The organism is Flavonifractor sp. An9 (genome assembly GCF_002161245.1).
Taxonomy (GTDB): Bacteria; Bacillota; Clostridia; order Oscillospirales; family Oscillospiraceae; genus Flavonifractor; species Flavonifractor avicola.
Window position 1 is genome coordinate 74,998 of sequence record NZ_NFHC01000003.1, and the last position, 15,387, is coordinate 90,384.

Sequence of the window (15,387 nt, forward strand, 5' to 3'; positions counted from 1 at the left end):
TGGTCACCGTTCCGGCAGCGTCCGGACAGCCTTCTCCAACAGCTCCAGCAGCAGGGGCATCTGTTCCCGCTCGGGCAGCATCAGCCGCACCGCCCGGCAGTCCAGGCCCACATAGCTCTCGCAGCTAACTGTGAGCAGCCCCTCCCCTATCAGGTGGCGCTGCAAATGGAAGGTGGGGTCCTCTGTCTCCACATAGAGCATGAGGATGGGGGTACTCTCGCAGGTGGCCGCCGCCCGGAGATTGCGTCCATACCGCTTGTTGTACCTCTCTATAGCTGCCAGCAGTTCCCTCTTGCTCACAATCACCGGCTGAATGCCAAAGGGGTCCTCCGGCCGCTCGAACTTGGTCTCCAGCGCGGTCTGGGCCAGCACCCGGGCGATGCCGTTGCTGTTGAAGGGCAGCACCAGCTTCTCCAGCTGAGGCAGCAGACCGCTCTGGGTGGAGCTGACCCCGTAGCCCAGCCGCACCCCGGCCATACCCCACCCCTTGGAGAAGCTGCGGGTCACAATCAGGTTGGGATGGCTGGGGATCAGGTTGATGGCGCTGGCGGAAAAGGGCAGGTACTCGGCATAGGCCTCGTCCACCACCAGCAGCTTTCCCCACTCCTCCGCCCGCCGGGCGATGCGGGCGATGTCCTCCAGACTGACCGGCAGGCCGGTGGGGTTGATGGGATTCTCCACGATGAACAATCCATACTCCACCGACATCTTGGCCAGATAGTCGTCCACATGGAAGCGGTAGCCGTCGGAGCGGTCCAGGTAGCAGCACTCGTACACCGAGCCGGTGCAATTCACATGGTCCACATAGGCTGTGAACTGTGGGGCGTGGCCCAGCACTTTCTTGCCTCTGGTGAGGCACAGCAGATTCAGATTGCACAGGATGTCGTAGGAACCGTTGCCCAGGATGATGTGGTCGGCAGTGAGCCACCCCTCCCCCACCCCGTTGCCCCGGTACCAGTTGGCCAGAGCCTCCTTCAGGGTGCCGCCGTGGGGATAGTATTTGATCTCGGCAAAGTTGCCGCCGTGGGCCTCCGTCCGCTGCTCAAAGGCGTGGAGGCGCTGGAAGATACAGTTGCCCAGCAGATCGGCGTTGACCCCCAGGGAGCAATCCAGCTTGATATCCCCCTCCGGCAGGCTGCCTGCATAGTCCTTTGAAACGTAATCCCGCACATAGGGATTGATCTCCAGATGAAACATCCCGCTCCCCCCTGTTACAGCTTTTTCCTGTCTGTGCTTTCAGGATAACACCGATTCTTTTCAAAGGCAAGGTCCATCCTGACAGCGTCTTTGAGGATGACCCGCTGTTTCCACCCCGGTCCAGTGCTTCTGATACACTATGCAGCTGGCAGATTGTTTTCCCCGCTTAATGGGCCTAGAATGGGATTGCATAAAACCATTCTTAACGGAGGTGCCTATGATGAAAAAACGCTTGCTATCCCTTGTGCTTACCCTGTCCCTTTCCCTCTCTTTGTGCCTCACCCCTGCACTGGCAGCCGCCGGGCTCTCCAACTTTACCAAGAGCAAAACCTATACCCCCGGCCAGTTCACCGATGTGGCCTCCTCTACCTGGTACACCTCTGCCGTCCAGGCCGCCTATGAATACGGCCTGATGCAGGGCTCCAGCGACACCACCTTCAATGTGAACGGCAAGCTGACCATTGGCGAGACCGTCGCCATCGCCGCCCGTCTCCACGCCACCTATCAGGGCAATGGATACACCTTCACTGCCAGCGAGCCCTGGTATCAGACCTATGTGGATTACGCCCTGACAAACAGCATCTGTCAGGCCTATCCTGACTACACCGCCGTCATCAGCCGGGCCTCCTTCGCCATGATCCTGACCAATGCCCTTCCGCCCGAGGCGCTGACCGCCATCAATACGGTGGAGGAAAACGGTATTCCCGATGTGCCCAGCGACGCCAACTACCATGACGCCGTCTACCTGCTCTACCGGGCCGGCGTCCTCTCCGGCACCGATTCCACCGGCACCTTTGCCCCCTTCAACCAGATCACCCGTGGTGAGGTAGCCGTCATTCTGTCCAGCATGGTGGACCCCTCTCTGCGCAAGTCCTTCACCCTGAAGGCGGTGGTGAAACCCACCTCTCTCACCCTCAGCGCCCCCAATTTCGTGGTGGACGCCGGCGCCAAGCAGAGCCTGAAGGCCACTGTAGCCCCTGCCAACACCACGCTGCCGGTGACCTGGTCCTCCTCCAACACCAACGTGGCCACCGTGGCCTCTGACGGCACCGTCACCGGCGTCACTCCCGGCACCGCCACCATCACCGCCAAGTGCGGCTCCCTCACCGCCACCTCTGTGGTCACCGTGCAGAAGGTTCCCCCCATCGGCAAGCCCACAGGCTTCTTTTTTACCCGCAACAGCGTCAACGGCATTACCCTCTCCTTTGACGGAAGGAACAACTCCGGAAAGGCCATCAATTACTACACTGTCCATGTGACCTTCCTGGACCCCATCGGCAACCCCGCCTACGATGAGATCACCCACAAGGCTACCGCCTCGGTCCGCTACGTGGGACCCGTTTCCCCCGGCAGAAGCATCCTTGTTTACAAGCTGATGGGCTATGTGCCCGCCTGCGACGCCATCCGGATCGATACCATTGATCTGGAATATGCCGACGGGACAAAGGAGACCATCGTTTATAACCAGACGACCCATCGGGAGGAGCACTTCTGATCCCGCTTCCCTATTCCCTTCCCCCAAAAGAAAGCAGCCCCCTGCGCCAACTGGCGCAGGGGGCTGTTTTCTTGTTTTGCTTTGAGGGGTCTTAGCCTTCGATGGGGGTGGACAGGTTGGTCTTAAGGGCGGAGATCTGGTCGGCAGTGAGGCCGATGCCGGTCAGGTAGTCCTCCGCGGCTTTCTGCAGGTCCACCTTGGACAGATCGGCATCCTTCTTCAGGCCGGCCAGGTCCCGGAGCATACCCACGGCCACCTCAGAGATCAGCTTATACTGCTCGGAGTTCTTCTCCACATGGTAGTAGTTCTCATAGGACACCATGTAGTCGGCCACGATCTCCTTCTGGGAAGCACCCATCAGGGCCTCCAGCAGGATGGCGGTAAAGCCGGCCCGGTCCTTACCCTCGGTGCAGTGGAAGGCATAGGGGCCCTCGTGGGCGATCATGAACTGCAGACCGGTCTTGAGCTTGGCCTGGAAGTCGGCGGCCTTATAATCCACGCCCATGTTGAGGGCGATCACATTTCCCGCCTCATAGAGACCCTTGTAGTAGGGAGAATCAAAGCCCTCGGCGGCAAAATAGCCCTGGATGGCCTCGTCATCGTCGGCCAGGTTGACCACGGTCTTGACGCCAGCCTTTTCAATCAGGTCGTCGGCATAGGCAGCCCGGCCGATTTCGGGGTTCACGGGGCTGCTGGTGCGGTAGAGCACGCCCTCGGCAATGTCGCCCACGGTGATGGCGCGGAAGTTGGCAAACACCTCGTCGGAGGCGTAGTCGTCCCGCTCGTTGGTGCGCTCAAGCTGATGGGCCTGATACTGACCCAGGTAACCGGCCTTCTCAGCCAGCGTGAAGGCAACAATGTCGCCCTCCTCCACGCCGTAGGTGCCGGCAAAGTTGCCCATGTTGATGGCAACCACAAGGATGTCGCTCTCCTTATTGTCACGCACCACGCACTCGCCGGTGTTTACATCGCTGTAGGCGGTGCAGAAGGGGATCTCCAGGCTCTGGCCGTTCACAGTCACGTCCAGCACGTCACCCAGCTCCAGGCCCGCGGTATAGAGCACCTCAGGCTTGATATCCAGGTCCAGGTTGCCGTATTTCTCGATGGCGGCCACGCTGCCCACCACGGGCGCCCGGCTCACATCATAGGTGTTGGCGAAGATCGCGCCGTTGACCACCCACACGTCGGAGAAGTCGGGCTTGCCGTCCTTGTTGGGGCAGACCAGGTAATCGCCGTAACCGTGCTCAGAGACAGGATCGTTCACATGGAGCACATCGCCCCAGGCAGTGTTGACGGTGAGACGCACGTCCTTTGGAACAAAGCAGGCAAAGTTGGTGTCGGGTTCAGCCTTGGTCTTCAGATCAATGAAGGTGTCCTTGGAGCTGGTGAAATCCTCCGCCTTGAGGGCAGTACCGTCGGCCTTGGTATAGGTCTCCAGCACCTTGCTCAGCTTGGTGACCCACTGCTCGCCCACAGTACCCTTGAGGACCACGCTCTCCCCGTCATCGGTGGCGGTGTAGTCCACATTCTCCAGGTCGTTGTGGAAGGTGGTATCCTTGGAGACCATCATGCCCTGGATGGTATACTCCGCCTTGCCGGTGAGGAAGAAGTCCTCGGCATGGGCCTTGATGTAGTCCTCAGCGGGAGTCTCAAAGGTGAGTTGGCCAAAGTTCATCAGGATCTGGGCCAGCTCGGAGCGCTGGGCAGTCCCGGTGGGATTGAGTTTGTTCTGGCTGCCGGAGAGGATACCCAGCGCCACAGCCCGCTCCATACCGTCCTTGGCCCAGTCGGCCACGGAGGCGGCATCCGCATAAGTGCTCAGGTCGGCATTGTCGGCCTGAGCGCCCTGGGCGTCGGCGTAATCGGCAAAGACCTTGCCCAGCTCCTGCCGGGTCATGGCCCGTTCGCCGCCGAAGGCGCCCTGGCCCACGCCGGTGGTCAGGCCCTCATCTTCAGCCCAGGCGGCAGCGTCGGCGTACCACTGATCGGAGACATCGTTGAAGGAGGCAGCTTCGGCCACAGCAGGACGGCCCGCCATGTTGTACAGGGTCTGATAGACCATGCCCCGGGTCACGGTGAGAGAGGGGCCAAAGGCGTTATCGCCGGTGCCGTTCATGATTCCCTTTTCAGAGACATAGGAGACGGCAGGGGCATACCAGGCGTCAGAAGCCACGTCAGTAAAGACGGGGGCAGTTCCTTCCGCGGCCATGGCAGGGGCGGAGATGCCCAGCGTCAACGCGGCAGCCAGAGTCAGGGAGAGGAGTTTTTTGCGTTCCTTCATTTCAAACATTCCACCTTTCCACATTTGTATCCCACCACTGTTGGGATACTTCTTCCATGTGCCATAGTAGCAAAACCGACTTAACAATACAAGCACATTCTTGCGGTATCTTCCCTCTTCATTGATAAATACGTTCCATCAGCGTCTTTGGAGACGCTAACTGAAAAAATGACGACAAATATGAAGAACGTACAGTTGCGATGTCAGACTATCTATTTTACTCTAAAAGTGTAAGATAGAGAAAGAAAACTTGGCCAATTTGCACGAACAAACAGGAGTGGATATCGGTGGTGAAAAAAGAGATGGATGATTACAAACAAAAAGGAACCGTTTGGCTCAGAGAGTATAAAAATGAGATTGCAATCACAGTTCTAATCATTGTGATTCTGATCCTATCCCCTATGCTCTCACCGTTTTTTCTCTCCGGCAGCAACTTGCTGAACCTGCTGCGGCAGACCGCCTATACCGCAATTGCCGCCATTGGAATGTACTTCGTGATCCTCATCGGCGGGATCGATCTCTCCATTGGCGCCACCATTCAGATCATCGGTATGGTCTCCATCACTATGCTGATCAACGGTGTGCCGGTATGGCTGACCATCCTGACTGTACTGGGCATCGGTGTGGCAGTTGGGCTCGTGAACGGACTCTTCGTTACCTACGGCAGACTACAGCCCTTCGTGGTAACACTGGTGACCAAGCAGATTATGCAGGGCATCGTGCTATGCGTCACCGGTGGTGCCAGTGTATCCGGAACAGTGCCTGAGTCTTTTATGCGAATCGGAACAGGCTACATCTGGATTTTCCCGGTCCCCGTGGTGGTGCTCTTCCTCATCAGCGTGGCTTCAATTTTTGCAATGAGCCGCACCACCTATGGCCGGCGTCTGCGGGTGACCGGCTCCAACCAGGTTGCCGCCTATAATTCCGGCGTAAACGTGCGGATGGTGAAGCTTTCAGCTTATGTACTGTGTGCTGTGTTTGCCACCATTTCGGGGCTGCTTTCTGTGGCCCGCACTGGAGCCTTCCAGCCCACTACCACCCATGGCGGCGCCACCGGAATGGAACTGGATGCCATTGCTGCCGTTGTGGTAGGCGGCGCCGCCCTCACCGGCAGTAAGGGTACCGTAGCCGGTACCCTGCTGGGTGCTCTGCTATACGGCATTTTGTCCAACTTGTTCCCGCTGATCGGCATCAGTTCGTATATGCAGCAGCTGATCCAGGGTCTAATCATCCTGGTGGCGGTGCTCATTTCAGTAAAGGGAAGCATTGGTGTCAAGCCCAAACTGCGGCGGAACAGGAGTAGCTATGAGTACCATACTTGAATTGAAAGGCATTACCAAACGATTTGCCAATTCTACGGTTCTGGATCACATTGACCTGGCATTTGAGCAAGGCGAACTTCATGCACTGGTTGGCGAAAACGGCGCAGGCAAGTCCACCATGATCAAAATTATTTCCGGAGTCTATCAGGCCGACGACGGAGAACTCTGGCTTAACGGCAAGCGAGTCTCCTATTCCATGCCCAGCGAGGCCCAGTGGGCGGGAATCAGCACCCTCTTCCAGGAGATTCAGGAGATCCCAGAGATGACCGTGGCCGAGAATATCTTTCTGGGCCGCGAACCCCGATACGGTGGCATTCCCATAGTCAACCGCAAGCAGATGGTGCGGGCGGCAAAGGAACTGATCGACCGGCTGGGGCTCCACCTCAGCGCCACCGCCAAAATGCGGGATTTGCCGGTATCCTCTCGAAAAATGGTGGAGATCGCCCGGGCGGTCAACCAGAACGCATCTGTGGTTATCATGGACGAGCCCACAGCAAACCTGAACGTGGAAGAGATGGACGCGCTCTTCCGGATGATCGACGAGTTAAAAAAGCAGCACACCACCATTATCTACATCTCTCACCGCATGAACGAGGTATTCTCCCTCTCCGACCGCATCTCGGTCCTGCGGGACGGCAAGCTGATCGCCACTCTGGACAGCGCCGACTGCAACGAGAAAAACCTCATTCCTCTAATGATCGGGCGGGAGCTGACCGACCTCTATCCCCAGCGGGAACATCGCATCGGGGAGGTGGTGCTGGACGTCAAGGACTTTAGCCTGGGCAATCACTTCCAAAACGTATCCTTCCAGCTCCACGCCGGCGAGGTGCTGGGATTCGCCGGTCTGGATTCCTCCGGCGCAAACGCGGTCACCAAAACCCTCTTCGGACTGTGCGGGACACCCAGCGGCAGCGTACAGTGCGGCGGCGTGAAGTTGGAAAGTTTCAAGCCGGCCAAGAGCATCAAAAACAACATCGCCTTCCTGCCGGAAGACCGGAAAACTCAGGGGCTGTTTCTCAATCAGAATCTGGTCAGCAACATCACCATCAGCTCCCTGGGCCACCTGTTCAGCAGGCATTCCGTCCTGAAGCGGGGGGATGAAGTGGCTGCCAGCCGGAATGTTGTGGACCGTCTGCACGTCAAGGCAGCGGGACTGCATACCCGGCCGGAAGAGCTCAGCGGCGGCAATCAACAGAAGGTACTGCTGGGCCGGTGGATGATCGACGCCTATAAAGTGCTCATCATGGAGGAGCCCACCCGCGGCGTGGACGTGGGTGCCAAGTCCGAGATCTACGCCCAGATCAACCAGCTGGCTGAGAAAGGTCTGGCCGTGATCATGTACTCCACGGAGATGCCGGAGCTGTTGGGTATGTGCGACCGTATCCTGGTGTTTTCCGCCGGAGAGCTGACGGCCTGCCTCTCCCAGGAGGAGGCCACCCAGGAGCGTATCCTGGAGTATGCGTTAGTGAGGCGATGAGCATGAAAAAAATTGAAGTGTCCAAGCTGCTGCCCGTTATCATGCTGATCGTACTGATCGTCATCGGGTCACAGCTGTCTGAAAGCTTCTTTACCCTGAGCAACCTGTCCAACATCGTACAGTACGCGGTGGAATCGGCCTTCATCGGAATTGGCATGACCTTTGTATTGCTGATCGGCGGCATCGATCTGTCGGTGGGTTCCGTGCTGGCTTTTGCCAGCGTGGTCAGCGCCAAGATGGCGCTGGAGAGCATGAGCATTCCCCTGATCCTGATTGTGGTGATCCTGATCGGTCTGGGCTGCGGTGCGGTCAACGGTCTGCTGGTAACCCGCTTCCGGATTGAGCCCTTCATGGCCACACTTGCCATGATGATGATTATGCGGGCCTGTACCTTCCTCTTCACCGGCGGCGGTCCGCTCACCGGCTCGGTACAGGATTCCTTCAAACAGATTATTAAAGGCGACTTTTTAGGGGTGCAAAACGGCATCTGGTATGTACTGATCGCATTTGTGGCCGCTTTTCTCATTCTGGACCGGACGCGGTTTGGCCGGCATATCTACGCGGTGGGCGGCGGAGAGGAAACCGCCAAGCTCTTTGGCGTACAGACCGACCGGGTCAAGCTGTGCGCGTACATGATCAGCGGCCTGCTGGCCGCTCTGTCCGGCCTGTTTATCGCCGCCCGCATCGGCATCGGCGAGCCCAGGTCCGGCCAGTCCTACGAGATGACCGCCATTACCATCTGCGTGGTGGGCGGCATCAGTATGCTGGGCGGCAAGGGTAACATTCTGGGTACCTTTGTAGGCACCATGGTGGTGTGCATGATCAGCAATCTGATGAATCTGATGAACATCGACACCAACGCCCAACCCATCGTCACCGGCATCATCATTCTGGTCACCACCCTGATTGTCTCCAGAGAAGTGGGAAAATCCAGAAAGCACCTGGTCAAAGAGATTTAGACCGGAGTATCCGGTTTAAATAAATGCTCAATGCACATATGGAAAGGAGAAGTTATGAAAAAGATTGCTGCTCTCATTCTGGCACTGTCCCTGGCACTTGGTCTCGCCGCCTGCTCCAGCCCCGCCGGCAGCGGCGGTGAATCCAGTTCCCCCTCCGCCAACGACGGAGAAAAGACCACCTACAAGATTGGCTTTTCCCAGTGCGTCATGAACCATCCCTTCCGCATTGCCATGGTAGACTCGGTAAAAGAGGCTGCCAAGGCCTACGATGACATTGAGCTCATCGTGGTGGAGGGCGACGGCGATGTTCAGACCGAGATCACCAACATCGAGTCCCTGATCCAGCAGGGCTGCGACGCCATCATCGTCTCCTCCCTGTCCGGCACCTCCATCTACCCCGCCTACAAAGAGGTCCATGACGCCGGTATCCCGCTGGTCATCGCCGCCTCCGGCTGCGCTCAGGAGGATGAGGACGCATACAACTACTACGATACCTTTGTTTCCACCGACGAAGTGGAGATGGGTCGGGCTGCCGCCGATTACGCGAACGAGCTGCTCAACGGCGAAGGCAAGATCGTTATGATCCGCGGCGTGGTGGAGTCCACCAACTCCATGAACCGCTATGTGGGCTGGAACGAGCAGGTAGTCAACTATCCCGGCCTGGAAGTCATTGTGGAGCAGGCTGCCAACTGGCTGCGTCTGGACGCCAACCAAGTTATGACCAACATCCTCCAGGCCAACCCGGAGATTGATCTGGTCTACTGCGAGAACGACGAGATGGCCATGGGCTGCCTGGAGGCCATTCAGGACGCCGGCCGTGAGGACGAGATCATGATCATCTCCATGGACGGCCAGGAGGACGCCGCCCAGGAAGTCCAGAAGGGCGGGCCCTTCAAGCTGACCATCACCAACTGCTCCGATACCACCGAGGCGCTGGCCGCCGCCTGCAAGCTGGCCCAGGGCGAGAGCGTGGACAAGCGGATCGTCCTTCCCTATGAGATGGTAACCTCTGAAAACGTGGACACCTACCTGGCCGAAAGCTTCGGCAGCTGAATCAATCCATACTACCCGTAACAATCAGAAAGGAGTTTCATTATGGGCTACGAAGACATTCTCCAGAGCATTCCCGTCAGCGAGTATAAGGACCGCCTTGCACGCACCAAGCAGAGGATGGAGCAGGAGGGCCTGGAAGGCCTGCTGGTCTATTCCGATTCCGCCCGAATGAGCAACGTCAGATGGCTGGCCGACTATCGGGCCTTCGACGGCGTATTCCCCTACCCCGCCATGGTCTTTGTCCCCCTGATCGGCGACCCCATCCTGTTTGCCGAAGGCAGTCTGGTTGGTTATGCCTCCGACAAGACCTGGTTCGACGATACCCGGGGCATCCGTCAGGAGCTGGGCAACGTCGTACGGGATTTCGCCTCCAAGCATCCCGGCGCCAAGTTGGGCCTGAGCGGTGCAAAATACTGCGCCCTGGAATTCTATGAGCAGATCATGGACAACATTGGCACCGCCAAGCTGGAAAAGACCATGCTTATCGAAAGCCTGAAGTCCATCAAAAGTGAACGTGAGATCCGCAATATGAAGGTGGCCGGCGAGCTGGCCGACCGAGGCATTTGGAAGATCAAGGAACTGCTGGAGTCTGAAAGCGGCCTGACGGAGCGGGAAGTGGTGCGCCAGGCCATGGCTGAGATGTTCCGTCTGGGCGCCGATACCAAGTCCTTTGACATCATGGTGCAGTCCGGTGTCAATGCGGAGAAGTGGTTCCTGGCCTATCCCACCGATAAGGTCATCCAGAAGGGAGAGACCATCCTGATCGACATCGGGTGCCGCTTCAACGACTACTCTTCCGACATGGCGCGTGGCGTGGGCTACGGCGACATGAGCCCCGCCCAGGAGAAGCTGCTCAACACCTGCCTGAAGGCCTGGGAAGAGGGCATGGCCGCCCTGCGTCCCGGCATGACCGGCAAGGAGGCCGACGTAGCCGCCAACCGGGTTATGGCAGAGGCCGGATATGTCCACTTCGCCGGTGAAGGCCGGGGCTGCGCCCACTCTACCGGTATGGACCCCGAGGAAGAGATCCCCACCATCGGCCCCAACAGCGACGATGTGCTCCAGGAGAATCAGACCTTCTGCTTCGAGATTACTCTGATGGAGCCCGGCGTGGGCGGTACTCGAGTGGAGGACACGGTTGTCCTGCGCAAGGATGGTCCTGAGAGCCTGACCAATTTCCCCAGAATGAATCGCTGGTAAATCACACACAGGAAAAGCAAAGCCAATCGTCCCAGGCGTCCCCGCGCCTGGGCCTTGGCTTTCTTTTCCATGTGCAAGGGCATGGCCCATATGCTATAATGCGAAAAAGGGCCTGCAGTGCCTGTTCTGCAGAAAAAGGGGGAGTTGGATGAGGCGCGAAGTGCTCAGCGGAAGAAATCTTACCTTCCATAACCGCGCTGGATGTATCATCTCCAACGTATCCCTGCATCTCTATCAGGGTGAGATCTTGGGGATCGTCGGCATCAACGGCCCCGGAAAAACCATTTTGGCACAGCTTTTAGCCGGTATTCTTCAACCGGACAGCGGTAAAATCGTCCTGGGTGAGGTGGGGCAGGGGGAGCAAGCCTCTCCGGAATTGCTGCGGGCCCAGGTCGGCTATGTAGGGGAAGAGCCGGAACTGCTGGAGAACCTAACCGTGGCCGAAAACCTGATGATCGGCATTCAGGCTGAGCCCTGGCTCTACGCCAGCCGGAAGCGACTTTATCAAAAAACCAAAGCCCTGCTGGAAAAACACGGCTTTGAAGCAGACCCCAAGGCTCGGGTCTCCGCACTTACTTACACCCAGTGCAAAGAAGTACAGCTGGCCCGGCAGTTGGTCACCCGTCCCAACATTCTGGTATTGGACGACCTGGCTGAGTCCTTTTCCAGCACAGGACAGCGGCGATTGGCTGATATTCTGCGTACCCTCGCCCAGGCAGGCAGCGCTATCATCTACACCTCCCATCGCTATGAAGATCTTCTCCCCTTTGCAGACCGTCTTCTCATCCTCCGCGCAGGCCTTGTGGTAGCAGAATTACGGCGGGAACAATTTCATCCTGAGCGAATACGCCGGCTGCTGTACGGCGGCGATCCCCCCGCCTCATCTCTTCCAGCTGCCGACCCAGGAACTTCTCCCCAGACAGGCGAGGAGGTACTGCGGCTGTCTGCTGTCCAGACCGCCTCGTTAAAGCCAGTTTCTTTCTCTGTCCGCCGCGGAGAAATTTTAGGCATTGCCGGTCTGGTGGGAAGCGGAAAGTCCTTTCTGGTTCAATGTATCGGCGGGCACCGCCCCATTGAGAGGGGCAGTCTGTATATTCAGGGCCATCGCTGTATCCTGACCTCCCCCCGTGATGCGATTAAGCGCGGCATTGGTTTGTGCCTGGAGAGGCACAGCGATATGCTGCTGCAGGAAAATGCATCCATTATGTCCAATATATCTTTGAGCGTAATCAATCGAGTGGGTACTTTCGGCATACTCAGCCGAAAAAAAGAGCGTCTGCTGGCCGCAGAGTACTGTACACTGCTGGAGATCCCCCATAAGCCGGATGAACGCCTTGCTGTGCTGAGTGATTCAGACGCGGCGAAGGTGGCCCTTGCACGCTGCATGGCAGCTTCTCCCCTGGTTCTTGTCCTGGATGAGCCCAACCGGGAACTAGACCCCGGCGGTGTGCAGCGGTTGTGTGCCCTATTGCATCGTCTGCGAAACACCTGCGGAATTGTGGTTAGTTTTTCAAAAATGGACGATCTTGCTGCCTGCTGTGACCGAATCCTGATCCTGCACGAAGGAACCGTGATCGGTGAAACACGACGAAATGATCTGTCCTATGCTGATATGCTGCGTATGATCGAGAAGGGAGGTGAGCAGCCGGAATGATTGATGTAGTCATTATTGATGATGAGGTTTGGGTCGCAAAGATGATAACGCAGATTATTGACTGGGGCGCATACGGTTTTCGCATCGCCGGAATCTTTCACGATGGTGAAGAAGGTTTGGATGGCATTCGTCGCCTCCACCCCCGGCTGGTGCTGACAGATATTCGTATGCCCGGCTTAACTGGACTGGACCTGATTCAAACCCTGTCAGAAGAAAGTCCAGACATTATGTTTGTCATTATCAGCGGCTATAATGATTTTGAATATGCAAAAGCAGCCCTTACCTATGGTGCGATTGGCTACCTGCTAAAGCCCATTGATGAGACCGAGCTAAAAAAAGTGGTGCTGAAAGCAAAAAAGCAACTTGTTTCCGAAGAGTTGAAGCAGCGTTCGGAATTGCAGATGCGGGACACCATGGGCCATACGGTGGAAAAACTTCGGGAGCAGTTCTTTATCAATTTCATTTTGGGACTGGGTGATAGATCCATTGCGCTCAACCGTGTTAACGAAGATCTGAAACTTAATTTCCGTGTAGGCAGTTTTCAAGTCGTCAACCTCCTGCTGGAGCAAAAAAATTGCTCCAAAATCTGCATAGACCTGATTACCAAAGCCATCTGGGAGGTCGACCTACCGACAGAATGCTGTGAGATGGTCACTCTGAACCCTCGTGGCGACTCCATTCTGATCTTAAACTATACGCCGGAACAGAAAAATGCCATTCAGCAGATACTGGACCGTTTCTTTGCGGTCCTGTTGGAAAAAAGGCCTCCTTGTGGGATTACAATGGGTGTGGGCAGTGTATCTGGAAATTTTTCAGATATATGTGTATCGTATCAGTCTGCCCATGAGATTGCTATGTACCGGCTGCTCCGAGGCACCAATCGGGTATACAGTGCGCTCAAACTCCCCCATACTGTTTCTGAAAACACTCACACGCTTGATCTCAATCATGATATCAGCTTAAAGCAGGCCTTTCAGAGCGGCGATCTGGAAGCGGTGCAGAAATTAACAGCACAATGGATCCAGTGGTACTTTACCAAAGCCCAGCAAGCCCCCCAGATCCTGATCGGCGGTTTGAATCATTTGCTTTCGCTATATCAGGAAAACGCTCCTGCCGGTACCCGGGACTGGGAGGCCTACTTTCTGGAGCGGCGGGATGAGATTGGAGCGGCCTCCAGTTTGCAGGAAGTCAATCTTCTCCTTGCCAACGCCGCCAAAACCATTTTGGACAGCCGGGAACCTGACAGCGCGGCTTCCGGTCAGACAGCCGTACAGGAGGTGCTGCGCTATATTGATCACCACTATATGCAGGATCTAAGCCTGAGCGAGGTGGCCGACATGGTACGATTGAATCCCAACTATTTTTGCGAAATATTTAAGCGGGAAGCTGGTATCAATTTCAAGGAATATCTGGTGACCAAGCGGATCGAGCAGGCAAAGCTGCTTTTAAAAAGCCCCAGTTACAAGCTCAACGAGGTGGCGGAAATGGTCGGTTACCGTGACGGAAAACACTTTGGCAAAGCCTTTAAAAAGCTGGTGGGCATTACCCCCGGCGCATATCGAAAGCTGATGCTGGGCCATGAGTAAGGAGCGGCGAAAAAGCAGCGCCCGAAAAGGGATGCGGGGCCAGATGTATTTTCATGTACTAAGCATCCTCATTCTGGCCGGTATATGCCTCTATCTCTCTATATGCCTTCATGCGTGGGAAGATCTGCTGCGGTTTGGACGGCTATCCGCGGCGGTGGTGCTTGCAGCGGCGGCGGTTATGATCTGTCTGGTGGATATCTATATGTTCATCAGATCCGTGTTTAAAACCATGGCCGAACTGGAGCATACACTAAACGTGCTGGAGGAGAGCGCCAGAGAAGATGGAACCTGCTATGAGGAGTCCGACGGCCTTATGCGGCAAAAGACACCGACGGAGCTGCTCCAGCTCCTGCTTCAGCGAGAGGCGGCAGCCCAGATTATGACAAAAGAGGCTGAGATTAACGCCCTGCAAAGCCAAATCAATCCTCATTTTCTGTACAACACCTTGGAAACCATCCGGGGCCAGGCCCTGTGCTGCGGGGCCACTTCCATTGCCGATGCTACAAAAGCGCTGGCCGAGATTTTTCGATACAACATCAGTCAAAAAGGGGCCATGATCAGTCTGAAAGAGGAACTGGCCAACATTGACGCCTATATGAGGATACAGAGCATTCGCTTCAATGACCGCTTTACGCTCCACTCCGATGTGGCAGAGGATACCCTCTATATTCAAATTCCCAAACTTCTGGTGCAGCCCGTAATTGAAAATGCCCTGAAGCATGGTCTGGAAGTCAAGCGTGGAAAGGGAAATATCTGGATCTCTGCATTTCGCACAGCAAATCGTCTGGAAATTGCCGTAGAGGATGACGGCGTAGGGATTTCTCCCACCATTTTGAAAGCGCTGAATGAAAAACTGGCTCAAGGCCAAGCAGAACGGCTAGGCAGTTCCACCACCTCGAACATCGGCCTGGCTAATATCAATGAGCGGATCAAATTGATTTATGGCACAGATTACGGCGTCACTGTACTAAGCGCAGAGCAGCAGGGCACTCGGGTAATTCTATCGTTAGGTATTCTGTCCTGACATATATGGCAGGCGCAAGGTCAACCCGGGCCTCCGGCCCATATCTACCAGAATAGTTATCAAATATACTTTACTAAAGAAATGCGATATAAAAACAGCAAAACCGTAAGGGAAAACCTTATACAACAAAGCTCCCCAA

General features: G+C 56.3%; 11 protein-coding genes. 9 read left to right on the forward strand and 2 right to left on the reverse strand.

Features of this window, described 5'->3' with window-relative positions:
- Positions 1–3 precede the first annotated feature (3 nt).
- Positions 4–1,197: an aminotransferase class I/II-fold pyridoxal phosphate-dependent enzyme gene (locus tag B5G40_RS03395; protein ID WP_087398768.1), complete on the reverse strand. Its 1,194-nt coding sequence runs from the start codon at positions 1,195–1,197 to the stop codon at positions 4–6.
- Positions 1,198–1,417: 220 nt separating this feature from the next.
- On the opposite strand from B5G40_RS03395, the gene B5G40_RS03400 reads away from it, so the two are divergent.
- Complete coding sequence (locus tag B5G40_RS03400) at positions 1,418–2,692, forward strand: S-layer homology domain-containing protein (protein WP_158099473.1); 1,275 nt, start codon at positions 1,418–1,420, stop codon at positions 2,690–2,692.
- Positions 2,693–2,783: 91 nt separating this feature from the next.
- Here the strand turns inward: B5G40_RS03400 and B5G40_RS03405 are convergent, their stop codons facing one another.
- Positions 2,784–4,973, reverse strand: coding sequence for an S-layer homology domain-containing protein (locus tag B5G40_RS03405; protein ID WP_158099474.1), 2,190 nt, complete (start codon positions 4,971–4,973; stop codon positions 2,784–2,786).
- Between the two features lie 380 nt (positions 4,974–5,353).
- Between B5G40_RS03405 and B5G40_RS03410 the strand changes: the two genes are divergently transcribed.
- The 8 genes from B5G40_RS03410 (at position 5,354) to B5G40_RS03445 (ending at position 15,248) form a co-directional block, all read left to right on the forward strand.
- On the forward strand, positions 5,354–6,295 hold the full coding sequence (locus B5G40_RS03410; protein ID WP_158099475.1) for an ABC transporter permease: 942 nt from the start codon (positions 5,354–5,356) through the stop codon (positions 6,293–6,295).
- Entirely contained in the window at positions 6,279–7,772 is a 1,494-nt protein-coding gene (locus B5G40_RS03415) for a sugar ABC transporter ATP-binding protein (RefSeq protein WP_087398771.1), read from the forward strand. Before B5G40_RS03410 ends, B5G40_RS03415 begins: the two co-directional genes overlap by 17 nt.
- A gap of 2 nt (positions 7,773–7,774) precedes the next feature.
- A complete protein-coding gene (locus tag B5G40_RS03420; protein WP_158099476.1) occupies positions 7,775–8,731 on the forward strand; it encodes an ABC transporter permease in 957 nt (318 codons plus the stop codon).
- A gap of 54 nt (positions 8,732–8,785) precedes the next feature.
- Positions 8,786–9,784 carry a substrate-binding domain-containing protein gene (locus B5G40_RS03425; protein WP_158099477.1) on the forward strand — a complete coding sequence of 333 codons (999 nt, stop codon included), beginning with the start codon at positions 8,786–8,788 and terminating at the stop codon, positions 9,782–9,784.
- A gap of 42 nt (positions 9,785–9,826) precedes the next feature.
- Entirely contained in the window at positions 9,827–10,984 is a 1,158-nt protein-coding gene (locus B5G40_RS03430) for a M24 family metallopeptidase (RefSeq protein ID WP_087398774.1), read from the forward strand.
- Positions 10,985–11,132: 148 nt separating this feature from the next.
- A complete protein-coding gene (locus B5G40_RS03435) occupies positions 11,133–12,638 on the forward strand; it encodes an ATP-binding cassette domain-containing protein (protein ID WP_087398775.1) in 1,506 nt (501 codons plus the stop codon).
- Positions 12,635–14,224: a response regulator gene (locus B5G40_RS03440; RefSeq protein WP_087398776.1), complete on the forward strand. Its 1,590-nt coding sequence runs from the start codon at positions 12,635–12,637 to the stop codon at positions 14,222–14,224. The genes B5G40_RS03435 and B5G40_RS03440 overlap by 4 nt, the downstream gene beginning before the upstream one ends.
- On the forward strand, positions 14,217–15,248 hold the full coding sequence (locus B5G40_RS03445) for a sensor histidine kinase (RefSeq protein ID WP_087398777.1): 1,032 nt from the start codon (positions 14,217–14,219) through the stop codon (positions 15,246–15,248). The genes B5G40_RS03440 and B5G40_RS03445 overlap by 8 nt, the downstream gene beginning before the upstream one ends.
- Positions 15,249–15,387: the final 139 nt, after the last annotated feature.